21 protein-coding genes are annotated in these 21,384 nt (G+C 33.8%); 8 read left to right on the top strand and 13 right to left on the bottom strand.

Annotation, left to right across the window (positions count from 1 at the left end):
- Nucleotides 1-60 precede the first annotated feature (60 nt).
- A complete protein-coding gene (locus tag BM239_RS11970; RefSeq protein ID WP_092208924.1) occupies nt 61-1,269 on the top strand; it encodes an MDR family MFS transporter in 1,209 nt (402 codons plus the stop codon).
- 21 nt (nt 1,270-1,290) lie between these two features.
- Here BM239_RS11970 and BM239_RS11975 read toward each other — a convergent pair whose 3' ends face one another.
- Nucleotides 1,291-1,734, bottom strand: coding sequence for an Lrp/AsnC family transcriptional regulator (locus BM239_RS11975; protein ID WP_092208926.1), 444 nt, complete (start codon nt 1,732-1,734; stop codon nt 1,291-1,293).
- A gap of 117 nt (nt 1,735-1,851) precedes the next feature.
- Between BM239_RS11975 and BM239_RS11980 the strand changes: the two genes are divergently transcribed.
- Entirely contained in the window at nt 1,852-2,247 is a 396-nt protein-coding gene (locus BM239_RS11980; RefSeq protein ID WP_245758236.1) for a hypothetical protein, read from the top strand.
- Between the two features lie 4 nt (nt 2,248-2,251).
- On the opposite strand, the gene BM239_RS11985 is transcribed toward BM239_RS11980, so the two are convergent.
- A complete protein-coding gene (locus tag BM239_RS11985) occupies nt 2,252-2,863 on the bottom strand; it encodes a DEAD/DEAH box helicase (protein WP_092208930.1) in 612 nt (203 codons plus the stop codon).
- Nucleotides 2,864-2,964: 101 nt separating this feature from the next.
- A complete protein-coding gene (locus BM239_RS11990) occupies nt 2,965-3,504 on the bottom strand; it encodes a sigma-70 family RNA polymerase sigma factor (protein ID WP_092208932.1) in 540 nt (179 codons plus the stop codon).
- Nucleotides 3,505-3,902: 398 nt separating this feature from the next.
- Here BM239_RS11990 and BM239_RS11995 point away from each other — a divergent pair, with 398 nt between their 5' ends.
- Nucleotides 3,903-4,337, top strand: a complete 435-nt coding sequence (locus tag BM239_RS11995) for a hypothetical protein (protein WP_092208934.1) — start codon at nt 3,903-3,905, stop codon at nt 4,335-4,337.
- 298 nt (nt 4,338-4,635) lie between these two features.
- Entirely contained in the window at nt 4,636-5,559 is a 924-nt protein-coding gene (locus BM239_RS12000; RefSeq protein WP_143094922.1) for a hypothetical protein, read from the top strand.
- Between the two features lie 101 nt (nt 5,560-5,660).
- Here the strand turns inward: BM239_RS12000 and BM239_RS12005 are convergent, their stop codons facing one another.
- On the bottom strand, nt 5,661-9,095 hold the full coding sequence (locus BM239_RS12005) for a methylmalonyl-CoA mutase family protein (RefSeq protein WP_092208938.1): 3,435 nt from the start codon (nt 9,093-9,095) through the stop codon (nt 5,661-5,663).
- Nucleotides 9,096-9,334: 239 nt separating this feature from the next.
- Here BM239_RS12005 and BM239_RS12010 point away from each other — a divergent pair, with 239 nt between their 5' ends.
- From BM239_RS12010 to BM239_RS12020, 3 genes are all read left to right on the top strand, one after another.
- The gene (locus BM239_RS12010; protein ID WP_092209132.1) at nt 9,335-10,042 is read left to right on the top strand and encodes a DUF4197 domain-containing protein; all 708 of its coding nucleotides are present in this window, start codon (nt 9,335-9,337) and stop codon (nt 10,040-10,042) included.
- Between the two features lie 214 nt (nt 10,043-10,256).
- A complete protein-coding gene (locus BM239_RS12015; RefSeq protein ID WP_092208940.1) occupies nt 10,257-10,460 on the top strand; it encodes a Lacal_2735 family protein in 204 nt (67 codons plus the stop codon).
- Nucleotides 10,461-10,536: 76 nt separating this feature from the next.
- The gene (locus tag BM239_RS12020; protein WP_092208942.1) at nt 10,537-10,749 is read left to right on the top strand and encodes a Lacal_2735 family protein; all 213 of its coding nucleotides are present in this window, start codon (nt 10,537-10,539) and stop codon (nt 10,747-10,749) included.
- Here the strand turns inward: BM239_RS12020 and BM239_RS12025 are convergent.
- The 4 genes from BM239_RS12025 to prfA form a co-directional block, all read right to left on the bottom strand.
- Nucleotides 10,712-11,509: an ABC transporter substrate-binding protein gene (locus BM239_RS12025; RefSeq protein ID WP_092208944.1), complete on the bottom strand. Its 798-nt coding sequence runs from the start codon at nt 11,507-11,509 to the stop codon at nt 10,712-10,714. The genes BM239_RS12020 and BM239_RS12025 overlap by 38 nt on opposite strands.
- Nucleotides 11,499-12,320, bottom strand: coding sequence for an orotidine-5'-phosphate decarboxylase (gene pyrF, locus BM239_RS12030; protein ID WP_092208946.1), 822 nt, complete (start codon nt 12,318-12,320; stop codon nt 11,499-11,501). Before pyrF ends, BM239_RS12025 begins: the two co-directional genes overlap by 11 nt.
- 104 nt (nt 12,321-12,424) lie before the next feature.
- Nucleotides 12,425-12,883, bottom strand: a complete 459-nt coding sequence (locus tag BM239_RS12035; RefSeq protein WP_092208948.1) for an SMI1/KNR4 family protein — start codon at nt 12,881-12,883, stop codon at nt 12,425-12,427.
- A 59-nt stretch (nt 12,884-12,942) separates the two neighbouring features.
- A complete protein-coding gene (prfA, locus tag BM239_RS12040; protein ID WP_092208950.1) occupies nt 12,943-14,019 on the bottom strand; it encodes a peptide chain release factor 1 in 1,077 nt (358 codons plus the stop codon).
- Nucleotides 14,020-14,409: 390 nt separating this feature from the next.
- Between prfA and BM239_RS12050 the strand changes: the two genes are divergently transcribed.
- Entirely contained in the window at nt 14,410-15,063 is a 654-nt protein-coding gene (locus BM239_RS12050; RefSeq protein WP_092208954.1) for an ATP-binding cassette domain-containing protein, read from the top strand.
- A 217-nt stretch (nt 15,064-15,280) separates the two neighbouring features.
- On the opposite strand, the gene BM239_RS12055 is transcribed toward BM239_RS12050, so the two are convergent.
- The 5 genes from BM239_RS12055 to BM239_RS15440 form a co-directional block, all read right to left on the bottom strand.
- On the bottom strand, nt 15,281-17,839 hold the full coding sequence (locus tag BM239_RS12055; protein ID WP_092208956.1) for an adenosylcobalamin-dependent ribonucleoside-diphosphate reductase: 2,559 nt from the start codon (nt 17,837-17,839) through the stop codon (nt 15,281-15,283).
- 173 nt (nt 17,840-18,012) lie between these two features.
- Nucleotides 18,013-18,981, bottom strand: a complete 969-nt coding sequence (locus BM239_RS12060; protein ID WP_092209134.1) for a DUF3078 domain-containing protein — start codon at nt 18,979-18,981, stop codon at nt 18,013-18,015.
- 37 nt (nt 18,982-19,018) lie between these two features.
- Nucleotides 19,019-20,200: an AIR synthase related protein gene (locus BM239_RS12065; protein ID WP_092208958.1), complete on the bottom strand. Its 1,182-nt coding sequence runs from the start codon at nt 20,198-20,200 to the stop codon at nt 19,019-19,021.
- Nucleotides 20,201-20,236: 36 nt separating this feature from the next.
- Nucleotides 20,237-20,941, bottom strand: coding sequence for a Curli production assembly/transport component CsgG (locus BM239_RS12070; protein ID WP_177209036.1), 705 nt, complete (start codon nt 20,939-20,941; stop codon nt 20,237-20,239).
- A 165-nt stretch (nt 20,942-21,106) separates the two neighbouring features.
- Nucleotides 21,107-21,244, bottom strand: a complete 138-nt coding sequence (locus BM239_RS15440; RefSeq protein ID WP_177209037.1) for a hypothetical protein — start codon at nt 21,242-21,244, stop codon at nt 21,107-21,109.
- Nucleotides 21,245-21,384: the final 140 nt, after the last annotated feature.

The raw sequence follows: 21,384 nt of genomic DNA on the forward strand, positions 1-21,384 counted from the left end.
TATAAGAAAGTCCGACCATTGCGTCGGATTTTTTAGTTAATAACAACACCAATAATTATCATGAGAAAACTTTACAACAGCTATATAAATACGTTTCGCGGTTTATCGCCTGAAATTTGGTGGTTGGCACTAATTACTTTAATAAATAGAGCTGGCACCATGGTTATTCCGTTTTTGTCTTTATACCTAACAACAGATTTAAAATTATCATTTGCCCAAGTTGGTTGGGTGATGTCGGCTTTTGGTTTAGGATCTGTTTGTGGTTCTTGGTTAGGTGGAAAACTAACGGATAAAATTGGCTACTATAAGGTTATGGTAAGAAGTTTATTGTCTACAGGAATACTATTTGTAGCGTTACAATTTTTACACACCTTTGCCAGTATTTGTATAGGAATATTTTTGGTTATGTTAGTTGCTGATATGTTTCGTCCTGCCATGTTTGTAGCCTTAAGTGCATATAGTAAAACGGAAAATAAAACACGTTCGGTAACGCTTATCCGACTGGCTATAAATCTCGGATTCTCGGCAGGCCCAGCTTTGGGTGGTATTATAATTACAACGTTGAGTTATGCTGGTCTTTTTTGGGTGGATGGTATTACCTGTATTTTAGCAACTATTTTAATGGTAAACGTATTGAATCCTAAAAAAGCTAAAACGCAAGATAGTATTATTAACAACAATCCACAATCTGCTTACAAAGACAAAGCTTTTTGGATTTTTCTAGCTGCCATGACCATGTTTGGAATTGTATTTTTACAGTACTTTTCAACCATGCCACTATACTATAAAAAAATTCATAATTTAACAGAATTGGAAATCGGTATTATTCTAGGCTTAAATGGTGCCTTTATTTTTCTTTTAGAAATGCCACTCATTAAGTGGTTAGAAAATACACGTTATAGCAAACCAGCCCTTATGGTATTTGGTGCTATTTTAGTTGGAATCAGTTTTATAATTTTAAATGTTACGCCTTGGATAGGCATTTTACTTTTTGGTATGTTATTTATGACTATTGGTGAAATGATAACCTTTCCATTTTCAAATGCATTTGCTATGGAACGGGCTAAAAGAGGTAATCAAGGCGAATATATGGCACTGTATAGCATAGCGTTTTCAATAGCTCATATATTTGGACACAATGCAGGCATGCAAATGGCAGATACCTTGGGTTTTGAGAACACTTGGTATATAATGACGCTACTTTCAGTAATTTGCATGGGACTCCTTTGGCTTTTAATGCGGTATTTAAAGACGCATGAATCAGCTTGATTTAAAGTCTTAACACAAAAGCTACTTTAAAGGCTTCACAGGATTATGCTTAACCACATGAGACAAGACAATTTGCGTTTTGGTTTCACCATAAACAATTAGTTGATCTATAAAAACCTCCAAATGCTTTTGGTTCTTTAAAACCACTTCCATGACTATGTTTTCATTACCAGTTATCCGGTAACAATTAATAACTTCATCATAGGTTTTTACTTTCTCTAAAAATGGCTTTAACATACCCATAAAAGCCCGAATCGTGATTAATGCTTTCAATTGATAACCAGCTTCAAAAGGTGAAACGGTTGTATGATAATGTTGAATAATACCAGCATCCTCCATTTTTTTTATGCGCTCGGAAACGGCAGGCGAACTAATACCCACTTGCCTTCCTATTTCAGCATTCGTCATGCGTGCATTTTGCTGCAAACACTTCAATATTTTCCAATTTAAGCTATCAATACTCATTTTAAAGCAAATTAACTATAATAAATCAATTATTAAATCAAATATACGCTTTTACCTTAATATCTAAAGAACATTGTGAAAACTTGTCGCTATTTTTGATAAAATTGCTAGTTTAATATGATGACCCACATCTCTTCGAGCTTATTCCATTCGCCTCTATATCAAAAGGCTATGGATATTATTACGCTTTCGCGAAGCATTTCAACCTACTTAAACCAAGACTTATCAGCGTTACATGAAGATGGTTCGGAAAATGCATTTATTTATTTTTCTGGAGATATTGTTCAACAATCTGTTTCGTTAGCACCAGAAATAGCGAAAGCTGAAGAAGCGCGATATTCCGAAAAAAAATACAAGCACATTGCTTCCGTAAAACGGTTGACATATTTGCTAAATAAAAACATTAAACGGTTAGAAAACTGTAACAGTAATGGAAAAGATTACTTACCATTATTACGTGCCGAATTGAAAAAATTCAAACAGCTGCAACATACATGGACGTTAACTTTATAGTACATTAGCTCGAAACAATTAGCGCATTGCTCATCATATTTTCCTGAAGACTTTTTAGTTTGGGCGATAACTTTTCAGCTATAATTACATATTGGCATTTTTTTAAACTTTCGGTAACGCGTAACACATCATTCTGATAATTATTTCGCATTAAGAATTCGGCATCCTCCATGATAAACAATTGTAGTTGCCCTAAATGAATACCATTTAGAAAATACAATTTGTTTAAGCGTTTTGGTGTAACAATCATGATATCAACTCCAAAATAAATTTCTTCTTTTTGCTTTTCCAAATCGTACTCGTCATAAGCACAATAAATCCGTAAATCCGTTTCATTTGTAAAGTGCTCAAACTGCTCTTTTAAATGCAAGGCTGCTGCTTTATCCTTAACCATAACCAAGGCACGTGGCGAATCTTCAAAGGCTTCCGCTTTTAATTTATGAATAGTAGCCAGTATAAAAGCCGTGGTTTTTCCTGCTCCTGTTGGCGCAATTCCGTACACATCCATACCACCTTTTAATTTTGATAAAATAGCTTTTTGAAATGGCAAAGGGCTTTCCATATTGTGAGCGAGTAGAGCTTCTTTAAGTATGGGGTGGAATTTTTTAAAAGACATAAAAATAATTAGCCGTTAGTTGAAAAAATATAATGTTGTAAACTTACGACTAAAATTTGGCATTAAAATTTTTAAAAAACACTTAAGCCGTTATACGTTTTTTAATGGCAAATTTTACAGTCCTTTTTGTCCTTAATTTCACCAACAAGAAAACCCGATTCATTGAGGGTAAAATCGCAACAATCCATAAAACCTTGTGTAATTAGTTTTCTGCCGCGTTGTATTTGCGACTTTACAGTCGGCAATGCTAACTGCAACTGTTCTGCAATAGCAGATTGTTTCATCCCTTTAACATCCGATAAAAATAAGGGAACTCTATACTTTTTTGGCAAGCTTTTTATTATTCCACGTAGGCAATCGTGCTCGGTGTGTTCTGGTGTAGAGTCTGCCTCAACGAGTTCCATATTAGGCAATTTATTTATGGGTTTTTGTGCTCTAAAGTAATCCATAACCGTAAAGCGTGCAATGCTAAATAACCAAGATTTCAACTTCTCATCATTTTTAAGCATATCTTTTTTGGTATGCACTTTTATAAAGGTTTCTTGCAGCAAATCGTCAGCAATAGCAGGCACTTTTACTTGACTTAAAATAAAGTATTTAATATCATCAGCATAGGTATTCCATATATCGTGTGTGGTCATTTTCTCAATATTAAAAAAGCAGAACCTTTAGTATAAATTTACTAAATACGTTCTGCTTTACAATGTTTTTAGCACATCTTAACAGTTGCAGTTGTTACAGGTACAGTTTTCACAGGTGCATCCAGCACAATTACCACCTTGGCAATTACTACAGGTACAGGTACATTCTATATTTTTCATACTATCTAATTTTTAAATTCATATAATAGACGGGAATCACTCAAAAAAGATGCAAAAAAAGATTTTTTATTTTAAACACAACTACGCGCCACTTTATAAACTGCTTATGGAATTTACCCCATTATTCTGCTTGTTTACTACTTTTAGAATGTTATTTTAGTAGTACATTTAGAACAGGTGGTTATATATGCTTGTTGTGGTGCATTTGAAAAAAAATAATGAATAAGAATAAATTACTTTTATTAACCGCTTTATTTTTGATTCCGACTTTGATTTTCGGACAAGCTGAAAAACGTGAAAAGTTGACTGTTGGCTTTATGTGCGGAGTTTCTGCTGGAACTACACCACTTGTTGATAAAATGACTGATTTAATAAAAGAAAAAAAATATTCTGAAATTTCGTCTTTATTGGAGTCTAAAAATAGTGGAGAAATATTTCTTGCTATCCTAACATTAGAACGGCTGAATCAAAACAAAAACTACATATTGAAAGATAAAGAATTAGAAAAAATAAAATTTTGGAAATCTTCATCAATTCTTGTCTATAATTGTTTAGGATGTTTTTCAGATACAAATTTAATGAATGAACTTTTTGAAAATAAAAATTCACTTGAGGAAATTACTTGGCTGAACAAAATACTGCCGATTGAATAGCATTATGAATAAAAAACGCACCACAAAAACGTGTATAGCTCATTTCTAATCAGTTGCTTAAACCGAAATTAAGGCGTATTTGGAAAGTCGCCAAATTTTTAAATTTGACGATTTCCAATAAAAAAGATAAATAGTAAAATTTAAAAATCTGGCTTGTGGATCAACCGAAAATTAATTGCTAATTTGCACGCAACTACTCATAGCCGAGACCGTTGTTTATAAGTTTGACTCGTCCTGAATAAAGCCACAAGAATCTAATAAGTACTGTGCATAACAATAAAATAAATCCTTTCAAGAAATGATACACCTATTAAAAACATACTGCGTATTAGCCATCTTTTCATTGCTTGCTTGTAAACAGGATGAGAAGGCCAACAACACGCCATTACCGACAGAAATACAATGGAACCCAGCAACCATGGACGACGAGTTTAAAGCGTATTGGTATACAGGCAAAGCCGAACTGAACAGTTATTCTTTAAAGCAATCTCGTTATGGTGAAATTCGTGATGGCGAAGTGGTTCTTATCTTTGTTACTGAACCATTCTCATTAAGCAAACAGGTAAAACTTGACAATCCCGATGCTGCTGGTGCAGATAAGGTATCAGTTATGAAACTTAATAACATTAGAAAATTCAATACAGGGATCTACGACTACTCTATTGTAAGCTCAACATTTACACCTATAAACTCACAAAAACACCCATATACTTTAAAACTAAATACTAGTATCCAAGAATGGTGTGGACATACATTTACACAGCTCAACCTGAAAGAAAGCAATTATCATTTTCAGGAATTCTCATACTTTGAAGCAGAAGGAGATACGGAAAAGGATATGCCTATTGCACTTTTAGAAGACGAATTGATGACGCGAATTCGCATCCATAAAGGACAACTTCCTCTTGGAGAAACCAACATGATTTTCTCTACACTGTACAGTCGTTTTGACCATAAAGATTTAGAAGCTACCAAAGCCGAAATTAGCAAAACCGAAACAGATTCCACAACAAACTACACCGTTCAGTACCTGAATTATAACAGAACAGTTACGATTAATGTTGAAAAACAATTTCCGTATAAAATTCTCGCGTGGACCGAAAATAATGGTGATGGGTTAATAACGGAAGCGCAATTAAAAAAAAGTATCAACGAACCGTATTGGGAGCAAAAAAAACGAACAGACGAAAGTAAGCGTGATACATTACAGCTCATCAAGTAGGAAGCCGTCCAAAAAATAAACGCACTATGTTAGTTTTTCCAACAAAAAAGAGGACAACCAATGTTATCCTCTTTTTTTTTATAATTACATAGATAATTAGCTTACATATTTCGTCTATACTGACCGCCTACTTCAAATAAAGCAGATGTAATTTCACCTAAACTACACACCTTACAAACATCCATTAAAGCTTCAAAAATATTCTCATTATGAATAGCCTTATTTTGAAGGTCCTTTAATAAATCGGTTGTGTCTTTGGCAGCATGCAAGTTTTTCAACGTGGTAATTTGATTTTGCTTTTCGGTTTCGGTGGCACGAATAACTTCCGCTGGTTGAACTGTTGGAGACCCTTTAGAACTTAAAAAGGTATTCACACCTATAATTGGGAATTCGCCGTTATGCTTTAAGGTTTCGTAATACAAGCTTTCTTCTTGTATTTTACTACGTTGGTACATGGTTTCCATAGCGCCTAAAACACCACCACGCTCCGTAATTCTATCAAATTCTAACAAGACAGCTTCTTCAACTAAATCGGTTAATTCTTCTATAATAAACGAACCTTGAATTGGATTTTCATTCTTGGCCAATCCTAATTCTTTATTAATAATTAACTGTATAGCCATAGCACGACGCACCGATTCTTCTGTTGGTGTGGTAATGGCTTCATCATAGGCATTGGTATGTAAAGAATTACAGTTATCATAAATAGCATACAAAGCTTGAAGCGTGGTTCTAATATCATTAAAATCAATTTCCTGCGCGTGTAAACTTCGTCCGGATGTTTGGATATGATATTTCAGCATTTGCGCTCTAGCATTAGCACCATACTTGTTTTTCATGGCTTTGGACCATATTTTTCGGGCCACACGACCTATAACCGCATATTCTGGATCAATTCCATTAGAGAAAAAGAAGGATAAGTTTGGACCAAATTTATTGATGTCCATACCACGACTTAAATAATATTCCACGTAAGTGAAACCATTAGATAAAGTCAGGGCCAATTGCGTAATTGGGTTGGCTCCTGCTTCAGCAATATGGTAGCCAGAAATAGAAACCGAATAAAAATTACGCACATTATTCTCAATAAAGTATTCCTGAACATCTCCCATTAATCGCAAAGCGAATTCGGTAGAGAAAATACAGGTATTTTGTGCTTGATCTTCCTTTAAAATATCTGCTTGAACCGTTCCTCGCACTTGCGCAATGGTGTTCTTTTTAATGTCTGCATACACATCTGCAGGTAATACTTGATCGCCTGTTACACCTAACAACATGAGGCCTAAACCGTTGTTACCATCTGGTAAATCGCCATAATATTGCGGACGCTCCTTACCTTTATAAAGTTTGGCTATTTTAGCTTCTACTTCTTTTTCAAGGCCGTTTTCTTTAATATATATTTCACATTGCTGATCGATGGCTGCATTCATAAAGAACCCTAATAACATGGGTGCTGGACCATTAATTGTCATACTAACCGAAGTCATCACATTGGCTAAATCGAAACCAGAATAGAGTTTCTTGGCATCGTCTAAACAGCAAATAGATACACCAGCATTTCCAATTTTACCATAAATATCTGGACGTAAATCTGGATCGTTTCCGTAAAGCGTGACACTATCAAAAGCAGTTGACAAACGCTTGGCTGGTAAACCTGCACTTACGTAATGAAAACGTCTGTTGGTACGTTCTGGTCCACCTTCACCCGCAAACATACGTGCTGGATCTTCACCTGTACGTTTAAAAGGATATAAACCAGAAGTGTAAGGAAATTCACCAGGTACATTTTCTTGTAAACACCATCTTAAAATATCACCCCATGCTTGGTACTTTGGTAAAGCCACTTTAGGAATTTGCGTATGTGATAAGGACTCGGTGTGGGTTTCAATTTTTATTTCTTTATCGCGAACTTTAAAAGAGTAAATTGGATTTTTATATTTGTTTACTTTGTCATCCCAACCGGTAATAATTTCCCAATTGTAAGGGTCTAAATTTAATTTAACACGGTCGAATTCCGCTATAAGCATTTTAACAAAGTCGGCTTTATCCTTCTGAATAGCGTGAAGAATCTCTTCTTGATTAACACCAAACTTGTTTAAAAGCGATTTCTCACTTTCGGTAGAAATGTCAGCAACCGAACATATCGTTTTATAAATCCCATATAATTTTTGTGCAACATCTACTTGCTCATTAGCCGTTTTATCATAAGCACGATTACTTTCAGCAATTTCTGATAAATAACGCGTTCTTGATGGCGGAATAACAAAAATCTTCTCACTCATTTCGTCGGCAATATGGAAAGTAGATTCTAATTCAGAATCCGCTTTTTCAACCAATTTATCCATGACAGCTTTATAAAGCGTATTCATGCCTGGATCGTTAAACTGTGATGCAATGGTTCCATAAACTGGCAACGCATCCTGTGGAGTGTCCCACAAATGATTGTTACGCATATATTGTTTTTTTACATCGCGAAGCGCATCCAAAGAACCACGTTTATCAAATTTATTAATGGCTACTAAATCCGCAAAATCTAGCATGTCAATTTTTTCTAATTGAGTTGCTGCTCCAAATTCCGGCGTCATTACATATAAGGAAACATCTGAATGCTCGATAATTTCGGTATCGGATTGTCCAATTCCGGAAGTTTCTAAAATAATTAAATCATATTCCGCCGCTTTCAAAACCTCAACGGCTTCATGTACATATTTAGACAATGCTAAATTAGACTGACGCGTAGCCAAACTACGCATATAAACGCGCGCGTTATTTATAGCATTCATACGAATTCTATCGCCTAAAAGTGCACCTCCTGTTTTACGCTTGGATGGATCTACCGAAACTAGACCAACCGTTTTTTCAGGAAAATCGATTAAAAACCGTCTTACTAATTCATCAACTAACGATGATTTACCAGCACCTCCCGTTCCCGTAATTCCCAAAACTGGGGTTTTGGAATTTTTATTTTTCTCGTGAATCTTATCTAATGTGCTTTTAGCAACATCAGGAAAATTTTCAGCCGAAGAAATAATGCGCGCAATAGCTTTCGGGTTTTTATTTGCTAATTCATCAACTTCATTATTTAATTTATCACCTATGGCAAAATCGGATTGCTGAACCAAATCATTAATCATACCTTGTAAACCCATTTCACGACCATCATCTGGCGAGTAAATACGGGTAATACCATAATCCATTAATTCCTTAATTTCTGAAGGTAAAATAACACCACCTCCTCCACCGAAGATTTTAATATGGCTAGCGCCTTTTTCAGCCAATAAATCATACATATATTTAAAATACTCATTATGACCTCCTTGATAAGACGTTAAACATATAGCGTTTGCATCTTCTTGAATTGCTGTATTTACAACCTCTTCAACACTTCTATCATGTCCAAGATGGATAACTTCCACGCCTGTAGCTTGAATAATACGACGCATGATATTAATAGATGCATCATGGCCATCAAAAAGGGATGCTGCCGTTACGATTCGTACTTTATATTTTGGGCTGTATGGTGTAATATTTTTCATTCGGTATAAACATGTTTTTTAAGCTTTGCAAATTTAAGGAATATTACTGTATTAATTTAAAGATGATACATGAGATGCCACTAAATCATACATTTTATAATAAGATTGTCAAAAACCACCTTGAATTTCAGGATTTTGTTGCGAATATGTTAAGACATGATTTTTTAAATTTAAATATCTTTTAAAATGATATGAGCCCTGAATATTTATCTTTGTGGAAAATAGAATCAAACAAAATTATGATAAAACGTTTATTTGCCCTTGTAATAATTTTAAATATCACTGCCTGTGCGGAACTCCAACAAGTAGTGGATAATTTACCGGAAAACACACCAGGTATTTCGAATACCGATATTGCCAATGGCTTGCGTCAAGCATTGGACCAAGGTATAGATAAGCAAGTAACAACGCTTATGAAACAAGATGGATTTTATAAAAATGACCTAGTAAAAATTCTCCTCCCAGAAGAATTACAGAAAGTAGATAAAGCATTACGTGATATTGGTTTAGGAAGTTTAGCAGATGAAGGTTTAAAAGTATTAAATCGTGCAGCCGAAGATGCTGTTGGAACGGCAACGCCTATTTTTATAAATGCTGTAAAAGGGATTACGTTTAATGATGCCAAATCTATTTTATTAGGAGCTGATGATGCAGCAACGCGTTATCTAGCTGGTAGAACAGAATCGGAATTATATGCTGAATTTCAACCTATTATTAATAACTCCTTTAAAAAAGTAGGTGCTAATGATATTTGGTCCAACTTAATTAATCGTTATAATAGTATTCCATTTACTTCCAATGTCAATCCAGATTTAACGGATTATGTAACCAAAGAAGCATTAAAAGGTGTTTATACAATGATTGCTGTTGAAGAAAAGGATATCCGAACCCAATTAAACTCTAGAACAACAGATTTATTAAGAAAAGTATTTGCTTTGCAAGATTAACTATTTGATAACAACCTCATAACATGCTATTTTAAGCATTAAAGTATCTTTGTATTGATCTTTAGTACACGCGTCCAATTTCACTTTGGATTATAGAGTTAGTTAGTATAAAAAATCGGTTTGGAAACAGATCGATTTTTTTATTAACAATTCTTAATTTTAATTTGCTGTATTCCAATATTTTAAATATATTTAATTTCAATATGGCAAAAAAATGGAAAATCTCTCAAAACTCAAGCAGGCCCAAATCAAGCTGCAATCTCGCTATAAAGAACTTGTAGAACAAGCTTATAATTTAAGACAAACCGATTCTGCACAGAGTGATATTTCAGAATTTAAAGCTATTAAACTTCTAAATAAATTAAACCGCTTAAAGTATTTAAATAGAGAAGCTTCACAAAAAACACTATCCTCTTAATTTTTAAATTAACTTTAACTTTTAGCAACATCTTTTACAGACGTTACTCACGTATATCTTTTTAAAACAAGTAATTATGAGTGCACAATTCTGCAAAATAGGAAAAGTAAAAGTCGATTTAAAACAAATATTAGGCTTAAAAGAACTTGAAAATAAATATAAAAATTTTATTGAAGAAGCTTACAATGTGAGTATGACCGATGCAAGTTTAAGCGACATGTTATACTTTGAGGCGCAAAAAATAAAACAGATTATTCTGAAGGCAAAACAGTGCGATGCCACGTTTTAAAATAATCAAAAGCCAATAGTAATCGGCTGCCATACCACGAAAACATTTCGCCATTAACCAAAAATATTTTGGCATTTGGAAATTGTGGTTGAATGGCTTTTTTATGTTCATTTTTAAAAGGATATGGTTCACTAGATAATAATACCAGCTCCACAGTTGAATAGATACCATCCATAGCAATTTCAGGATAACGCGACTCCTTTTGAAAGGTGTTTTTGAAATTATTAAGCGATAACATATAATTTATAAAGGTGTTATTTGCGACAACCATCCAAGGGTCTTTCCAAATAAAATAAGTCACTTCCCTAACAGGTTGTGTTTTTATAAAGTCTTCAAAATCTATTTTAGCAGATGATATTTTTGAAATAAGACTTTTAGCTTGAGGTGAACATTGAAAAATAATGCCATACATATCCATTAATTCCAAACAATCTTCAATGGTATTTACATCACTAATGTGAACCGTTGTAATAGCTTCCAACTCGCGAATCATTTCGGGCGTGTTTTCTTCTTTATTACATAGAATAATATCTGGATTTAAATTTCGAATTTTATCATAATGCACCTGTTTAGTTCCACCTACAACCACAACGTTAGTTATGATATGTTGCGGATGCACGCAAAATTTAGTTACACCAACGAGCAATGGCTCCAAACCTAAATCGCAAATTAATTCAGTAATACTTGGAACGAGACAGACAATACGTTGTGGAGTACGGTTCAGCTTAATAACTCGTTGAAGTTGATCTTTAATCTGCATGTTTTAAAATACTTGCCATTTCTAATTGCAGGTTCTGTGCTTTTTGGGCAGCAGCTTCGGCAAAATCGGATTGGTTGGAGGCATAAATAATGCCACGAGATGAATTAATCAGTAAGCCCACATTATCCGCCAATCCGTATTTACAAACATCCTGTAAATTTCCACCTTGTGCTCCAACACCAGGAACAAGTAAAAAGCTGTTTGGAATAATTTTCCGAATCTCTGCAAAATATTCTGCTTTAGTTGCACCAACCACATACATGAGGTTTTTAGAGTTTTCCCATGATTTTGAGGTTTCTAAAACCTGTTTGTACAACTCCTTATCATCAACCAGTTTTGTTTGAAAATCAAATGCTCCTTGATTAGAGGTTAGAGCTAATAATATGGTGTGTTTGTTTTTGAAAGCCAAAAACGGTTCCACTGAATCTTTACCCATATAAGGTGCCACGGTAACACTATCAAAGGCTAAATCCTCGAAAAAAGCTTTGGCATACATGCTACTTGTATTCCCAATATCACCACGTTTTGCATCTGCAATGGTAAAAATATCTGGATGCTTTTCGTTTAAATAATTAATGGTTTTTTCAAGTGCTTGCCAACCTTTCATACCATAGGCCTCATAGAAAGCCGTGTTGGGTTTGTAAGCTACACAAACCTGATGAGTGGCATCAATGATAGCTTTATTAAACGCAAAAATAGGATCTTCCTCCTGCAGTAAATGTTGTGGGATTTTATTTAAATCTACATCCAATCCAATACATAAAAAGGATTGTTTTTTTTGAATTTGTTCTGTTAGTTGTTGTGTTGTCATCTGGTTTCTTAATCCTCCAGAAGAGGAAACTGTTTTGTGATTTTTTGCTTCTTTATTTTAGTATTAAACTAAAACAGTCTAAATTATTTTACTTTGTGTTTGACTTATGAATTAAATCTTGATTTAATCTTATTCCATAATAAATCATATCCATTATTAGAATTAGATTTCTTTATGTCAAGCTTATTAATTGATTCTGCTATTTTTTTTATTTGACCTATTTCATGATTCCAAAAATAAAGTTCATCAGTCAGAATTCCATTTCCGTTGTGGGTTAATACAAGTAAATTACCAAAGCCATCTGAACCAATTGCTATTGCATTTTCTGGAAAGCCATTCCATTTCTGTGCATTTTTGGTTTCAAGTCCAATATGATTACATGTTCGACTTATTCTTTTTTTGTCAGACTTATCAAAAAAGGGGAAAAGTTCAAATTCCAATTTTTTCGACACTAATTCTCCACCATTCAATTCCATCATCCGTTTTTTAAATTCAGTCGGAAATTTCACTTGCAATTCAGATTCAGTTTCAATTATATATTTTTCGTCAATTGGAAATGGCATTTTTCGTTTAGTTTAAATTAGCACTTCATAAAAAAGCCTCAAAAATAGAGGCTTTAAATTTAAATATGTTCATCACTAGCTTTTAACTTCTGGGTATTTTCAGCTAGCATTAATTCATCAATAATTTTTTGAATATCACCATTTACAATATTGGATAAATCGTAAAGCGTTAATCCAATTCTATGATCGGTTACACGACCTTGTGGATAGTTGTACGTTCTAATTTTAGCACTTCTATCACCCGATGTTACCATAGTACCTCTTAAGGCTGCATCTTCTTCCATTTTCTTGGCTAATTCCATATCGTACAAACGAGAACGCAATACTTTGAAAGCTTTTTCCTTGTTTTTATGCTGCGATTTCTGGTCTTGACATTGAGCTACTAACCCTGTTGGAATATGCGTTAAACGCACAGCTGAATAGGTTGTATTTACCGACTGACCACCTGGACCTGATGAACAGAAAAAATCGATTCGGACATCCTTTGGATTAATTTCTACATCAAATTCTTCAGCTTCAGGAAACACCATTACCGTTGCAGCACTAGTGTGTACACGACCTTGTGTTTCTGTTTGCGGAACACGCTGCACACGGTGAACACCAGCTTCAAATTTTAGCGTTCCATATACATCATCACCCGTAACCTCAAACTGAATTTCTTTAAAGCCTCCATTAGTACCTTCGCTATAATCTACCGTATCTACCTTCCAACCTTTACTCTCACAATATTTAGAATACATACGGAACAAATCGCCTGCAAAAATACTGGCTTCATCACCACCTGTTCCAGCACGTAGTTCTACAACCGCATTTTTAGAGTCTTGTGGGTCTTTTGGAATTAACATAAATTTAATTTCATCCTCTAATTTTGGAATCCCTTCTTTGGCTTCTTCATATTGCATTTTTGCCATATCTACCATTTCAGGATCACTCCCATCATCTAGTATTTCTTCCGCTTCTTTTAAATTATTGGTAAGCTCTAAATAGGCTTCGCGCTTATCCATTAATAATCTTAAATCTTTATATTCTTTATTTAAAGCCACATAGCGTTTCTGGTCTGTAATAATGTCTGGCTGAATGATTAAATCACTCACCTCATCAAAACGCTGCTTTATAATCTGTAATTTTTCTAACATGGAGTTCCTTAAATTGTTTCACAAAAATACGATAATTTATGAATTGGAATATGTTAAGTGAATGAGTTTAAAAATAATTAATCAACTTTTCCGTTTTTAAAGTATGATACACCGTTTTGGAGCCATATTATTATTTTACAAGCCCTATATAATCTGGTCTGTAGGCATTACAATTTTACTACTTTCTCTTGGCTCTGAATTTCCTGTTATCTGTATTTCTAAATTATTTTTAACTGGATTTTTATGGTATTTTCTGTCTGAAACAACTGCTAAACGAAAACTGCTATTTTATAAAAATTTAGGCATTTCATCATTTAAACTTTTTGGTATCATTTATATAATTGATATATTGATAACCAGCCTTCTTTATAAGTTGATTGGCGTATTTATATGATTTTAGAATTGGATAATGTTGAACTGTATTTTAAAGAGAAACGCATTTTAAATGGCATTTATTTAAGAGCAGAGATTGGCAAGGTTACCGGAATATTAGGCAGTAATGGCTGTGGTAAAAGTTGTATCTTAAACATTATTTTTGGCACCTTAAAACCAAAATACAAACTCATCCGTTTGAATAACAAACCTGTTTTAAAGCCTCTTTATAAAACCAAACGCATTCATTTTTTACCGCAATTACCAATTACTCCAAACAACTTAAAACTAGCTTTTAAATTATTTCAGGTAAATTGGAATGAATTTACAACACATTTTGATTCTTTTTCTAAATATAAAGATTTTAAATTCTATCAGCTTTCAGGAGGCGAACGACGGATTGTAGAAACCTATATATTATTAAAAAGTCCGACAGACATTGTGCTGTTAGACGAACCGTTTTCACACATTGCACCTTTGTATATTGAAAAAATAAAAAGCATCATTTCTGAAGAAAAACAACAAAAAATAATCATTATTACCGATCATCTATATCATGATATAATTGAAACCAGCGATAATTTATATTTGATAAAAGATGGTCACTCCAAATTAATAACGCATGTAAACATGTTGGAAGATTATAAGTATTTAAGCAAATCTGAATTTTAAACTGCATGGTTTTATACTAGTATTGGAACGCTTGTTCGAATGGTTTTAACCAGAAAATTATATCGAACACAAAAAAAACAACCTGTTCTCGATACTAAAGCCATGTTCTTATAGAACTTAAAACTCACTTGAACTGATGATACACATGAAAATAATTATATAAAAAAAACGCTATCCCTTTAGAAATAGCGTTTTTTAATTTTAAAAATTTTTAGTGTTACCCACATTTTGAAGAGCCACAGTCTTTACAAGTTAAGCAACCTTCTTGATAAATTAAGTTTTCCGATTTACAATTTGTACATGTGTGTCCTTTTGCTTTTGTTCCATCAGCTACATAACGCTTTAAAGCACGACCAACACCATTTTTCCATGTATTTATAGATTCTGAATCTAATTGCAAACTGTTTATTAATTCCACAATATTATCAATTGGCATACCATGGCGTAACGTACTAGAAATTAGTTTAGCATAGTTCCAATATTCTGGATTAAATTTATGTGATAATCCTTCAATTGTGGTTTTATAACCACGTTTGTTTTCATACTGAAAATCGTAACGAGACGTTCCGTCTTGATTTCTATTTTTAATTATAACTCCATTTTCTACCCATCGTGGAATTAAAATACCATCCTCATCATCTGCTAAACCGGTGAATATCTCATAAGGCTTACCATCAATTAAACCTATAAAAGCAATCCATTTTTCTTTTTTATTTTGAAAACGTACTACATCAGCCTCTAAAATTTCAGGACGTTTTACAGGAAAATTTGTTAAGGTTTCTGCCTGACCGTCTTCTTTTTTATCATCATTTGAAATAAGTACACCAGAACGCGAACCATCTCGATAAACGGTTACTCCTTTACAACCAACTTCCCATGCTTTCAGGTATAAGTCACCCACCAATTCTTCAGTGGCATCATTTGGTAAATTAATAGTTACACTTATAGAATGATCCACCCACTTTTGCACTGCACCTTGCATGGTAACTTTGCTTAACCAATCTACATCATTAGAAGTTGCCTTATAATACGGAGATTTTTTTATCAGCACGTCCAATTCTTCTTGCGAAAAGTTTTTATCAGAATCTATACCATTTACGTCCATCCATTGCTTGAATCTGTGATGAAACACGACATATTCCTCCCATGAATCCCCTACCTCATCAACAAAATCAACCCGTACGTGTTTATCATTTGGGTTTACTTTACGTCTGCGTTTGTAAACTGGCATAAAAACAGGCTCAATTCCTGATGAGGTTTGCGTCATTAAACTCGTTGTTCCTGTTGGAGCAATAGTAAGTAACGCAATGTTACGACGACCGTATTCTAACATTTCGAAGTATAATTTTTCATCAGCTTCTTTTAAGCGTAAAATAAACGGATTGTTTTTTTCGCGCTCTGAATCAAAAATAGCAAAAGCACCACGCTCTTTAGCTGCCATTACAGAGGCGCGATAAGTTTCAATAGCCAAGGTTTTATGCACCTCAACTGAAAAAGCATTTCCAGCTTCACTACCATATTGAATTCCTAAAGCTGCTAACATATCACCTTCAGCCGTAATGCCAATTCCTGTTCGTCTACCTTCTTCAGCTTTTTTCTGAATGTTAACCCATAAATTGCGCTCTGTTGCTTTAATTTCAGCTTGCTCTGGATCGGCATCAATTTTTTCTAAAATAGCATCGATTTTTTCTAATTCTAAATCAATAACATCATCCATGATTCTCTGGGCAACTACCACGTGCTTTTTAAACAATTCAAAATTAAAAGAAGCTTGTTTGGAAAATGGATTTTCAACATAAGATAATAAGTTGATTGCCAAAAGTCGGCAAGAGTCATAAGGACATAATGGAATTTCACCACATGGATTTGTTGATACAGTTCTATACCCTAAATCGGCATAACAATCTGGAACAGATTCATTAATAATAGTATCCCAAAATAAAATTCCTGGCTCCGCAGATTTCCAAGCATTGTGAACTATCTTTTTCCAAATACCATTAGCATCAATCCTTTTAGAAACTTTTGGTTGTTTACTAAAAATTGGATAACTCTGTGTGTATTCGTCATTTGTTTTAACAGCTTTCATAAAGGCATCGTCAATACGAACAGAAACATTGGCACCAGTAACTTTTCCTTGTTCTAATTTGGCATCGATAAAATCCTCTGAATCTGGATGGTTTATAGAAACAGATAGCATTAAAGCACCTCTACGACCATCTTGAGCAACCTCTCTTGTTGAGTTAGAGTAACGCTCCATAAAAGGCACAATACCAGTTGATGTTAAAGCTGAATTTTTTACAGGCGACCCTTTAGGACGAATATGTGATAAATCGTGACCAACACCTCCACGACGTTTCATTAACTGTACTTGTTCTTGATCTATTTTCATAATACCGCCATAAGAATCTGATACGCCATCATTACCTATTACAAAGCAATTAGACAAAGATCCTGTTTGGTAAGGGTTGCCTATTCCAGCCATAGGACTCCCTTGTGGTACAATATATTTGAAGTCTTTTATTAAGTCGAAAACCTCCTCCTCCGACATTGGGTTTGGGTAGCGCGCTTCAACACGAGCAATTTCTTTAGCAATACGCCTATGCATATCATTTGGCGTTAACTCATATATATTTCCTTGCGAATCTTTTAAAGCATATTTATTGATCCATACGCGAGCTGCAAGATCATCTCCTTTAAAATATTTTACAGAAGCTTCAAAAGCTTCATCTTGTGTGTATGTTTTAGGTTTTGTGAGGGGTTTGGTTTGTGTTGGCATGAATTATATAATTTAAAATTTTATTGCTTTTTACGAATTGTAAATAACGTAAAAATTTTAAACTTAATTCATGATAAAAATCACAAAGTTTACAAGAAAAAATAGCAACTATCTGATTATCAATAATTAAATTATTTATCAACATAAAAAAGTTAACAAATAATTATTTTTTTTTAAAACTCATAAACAACGCCAACGCCTAACAACTGTTTCCATTGAACACGAGCTCCTAATTCTATAAACTCTGTTTCTTCCATTTCGGGATTCGTAACTTCTTCTTGAATTTTAACATCGTTATCATACTTTAAATGCGAACCCAAGGTAGCACGAACGAAATTGTTTACTTTAAAATCGAAAACAATCTCCCAATCAATATCTACATTACCAAAGTCATTAATATAATCAGTGTAGAAACTCATAAAATTACGAATAGCAATATTTTCAAATAATTGAGTTTCATAAGCACTAGTTAATAAGATTCCTAATTCTTTCCTGACGCGTTCACCAGAACGAATTAAATTTCCATTGGCATCATATTCAGCTGGCATAACACCAAAGGAACCAGCATCGGATAAGGCTTCATCAAAAACAAAAGTTGTTTTTAATGTTAGCGGTGAAAAATACATAGAAAATTTATCTATATTCTTACCGTATTCAATACCACCACCTAAAAACAAATATCCAGGAGCCATAAATTTCGAAATCTCATTTGATGTGTTTGGATAGTTATAACCGTTGGCAAACTGTGTTCTAAAACTAAATCGGGCGGAATAATACCAATTGGTTAATTTATTCTTTCTAAAACCTAAACTAGAGCTAATTTCTAGTAAATCATCAGTTTTTCTAAACTCCTGTTCCTCTTGCTTATTAAGTCCGTAACGCGCTAGTAAATTACTATCCCAAATAAAATTTCGGTATTGATAACGCAAAACACTGTTAAGACCAATTAACGCAGAGATAGAGTTACTACCACCTGAATTCCAATTAACAAATGCTACCTCGTTAATATCTAATCCTGCTGTATTGGTATTTGACCAAACAGGCACATTTGGATTTATTGCCGGTTTGAAATACAAAGAATCTGGTTGGGCACTTACAAATTGTACAATTAGGAATAAAAATAGAACGACACTTTTACGCATTGAAATAAACTTTTTGGGAAATTTGAAGAATAACATCTTATTGATATACAAACTCACCGAATTCGCTTTTTATTGTAAGCTTTTTCTCTGAAGCCGCTTCAACATATCCAACTATTTTAGCATCAACATTATAGGATTTTGAAATTTTAATAATAGCGTCTGCCACTTTTGGATCTACATACAATTCCATACGATGCCCACAATTAAACACCTGATACATTTCTTTCCAGTCTGTTTTAGACTGCTCCTGTATCAGCTTAAATAAAGGTGGCACATTAAATAAATTATCTTTAACAATATGAAGACTGTCAATAAAATGCAAAATTTTAGTTTGTGCACCACCACTACAATGAACCATTCCATGAATGGTTTCACTAGTGAAGGTATCCAATATTTCTTTAATAATTGGCGCATAGGTTCGTGTTGGAGATAACAACAATTTTCCAGCGTCTATAGGTGATTCAGAAACACTATCTGTTAATTTCATAGCACCAGAATACACCAAATCACTTGGAACAGCTGCATCAAAACTTTCTGGATATTTTTGGGCTAGATAGTTATGGAACACATCATGCCTTGCAGATGTTAAACCGTTGCTTCCCATACCGCCATTATAACTTTTTTCATAAGTTGCCTGACCAAAGGATTCCAAACCAACAATAACATCACCAGCCTTGATATTAGCATTATCGATAACATCCGAGCGTTTCATGCGTGCTGTAACAGTAGAATCGACAATAATGGTTCGTACTAAATCGCCAACGTCTGCTGTTTCTCCTCCTGTAGAATGAATGGTAACGCCAAAGGACTTTAAATCTGCAATAAGGGCTTCAGTTCCATTAATAATTGCCGAAAGCACCTCGCCAGGAATATTGTTTTTATTGCGTCCAATTGTCGAGGAAAGCATAATATTATCAGTAGCGCCAACACACAATAAATCATCAATATTCATAATTAAAGCATCTTGAGCAATGCCTTTCCAAACAGATAAATCGCCGGTTTCTTTCCAATACATATATGCTAATGACGATTTAGTACCAGCACCATCGGCATGCATAATAAGGCAATACTCTGGATTGTTGGTTAAATAATCGGGAACTATTTTACAAAAAGCTTTTGGAAACAAGCCTTTGTCTATGTTTTTAATGGCATTATGCACATCTTCTTTAGAGGCAGAAACACCTCTTTGCGCGTATCTTTTACTTACTTCTTGACTCATATCCTGAAATTGAGCAACAAAAATAAGAATTGTTATTTAGTTATCGGTAGGAATTGGGTTAGTTTTAATAATTGTTGGCACCGCATTTAACAGTTTCGCTTTTTTCTTGGCACCTCCAAAATAAAAAGTAACACCACAGGCAATTCTCCAGTAAACATCGTCTGAAGCACCAAAAACTTTACCATCTAATTCATCGCTAAAAACATGGTTATAATCTCCAAATACTCTAAAACTCAACCCTTCATAAATTACATATTCTAAGCCCAGACCTCCTTGAACTTTTGGATCTACTGCTTCAAAGTAATTAGACGCATTAACACCACCTCCAAAAAATACAAATGGCGAAAAGCGCTCATGTGGTAAGGCTAAAATTTCAGCATTCAAATCAAAAGACATAAAACCATTATTAAACTGATTTTTATAAACAAGATTAAACTTATTATAGGTAAGATGTATGTTAATATATGGAATAATCGATTTCTTGTAACCAAAACCCATATAAACTCCAAACTCTGGATCAGCATAATCTCCATTAATAATAGCCGCTCCTAAAGCTGTTGAAATAGCATGCGTTCCGCGATAATCATAAAAATCAGTTTTTGGTAAGTCTGTTTGTTGCTTGCTACTCCGATTGCCTTGAGCAAAACCACTCCAATTAAGCAACAGAAATATTGGAATTAAAAGACTCATACACCATTTAAGCTGAACTAAAAATGGCTGTTTTTTAACAGGATATGTCATTATTCATTTTTTAACAAGTGGACAATATAACAAATATCCTGCTAGAAAAAAGCCAACAGACTGAAATTTAAGGGCATAAAAAAAACCACATCTAAATTTTAAAGAACTTCTTGAATACTTTAAAATTTAAATATGATTTTTTCAACAACGTGGCTGACTAAAATATTACCCCAATGTTGTTGGTATTTCTTTTTGGCTAACAACTTCCTGTTTAGACGCATTGTCATCAACAGAATCTTTAGCTTGAGAAAAAATTAGAGTAGCAGCCATAAGCATAAGAACACTTATAATAAGCCTTTTCATAATGTAATTTATAATGATTAATAGCATTTCAAAAATACGATTTATTTACAAAGAATCGCATTCAAAATTATATTTTCGTTAACCTACAAATTATATCAGACAAACTACATATTAAAGCCTTTACAATATAGAAAACGCCC

The organism is Algorimicrobium echini (assembly GCF_900115185.1).
Taxonomy (GTDB): Bacteria; Bacteroidota; Bacteroidia; order Flavobacteriales; family Flavobacteriaceae; genus Algorimicrobium; species Algorimicrobium echini.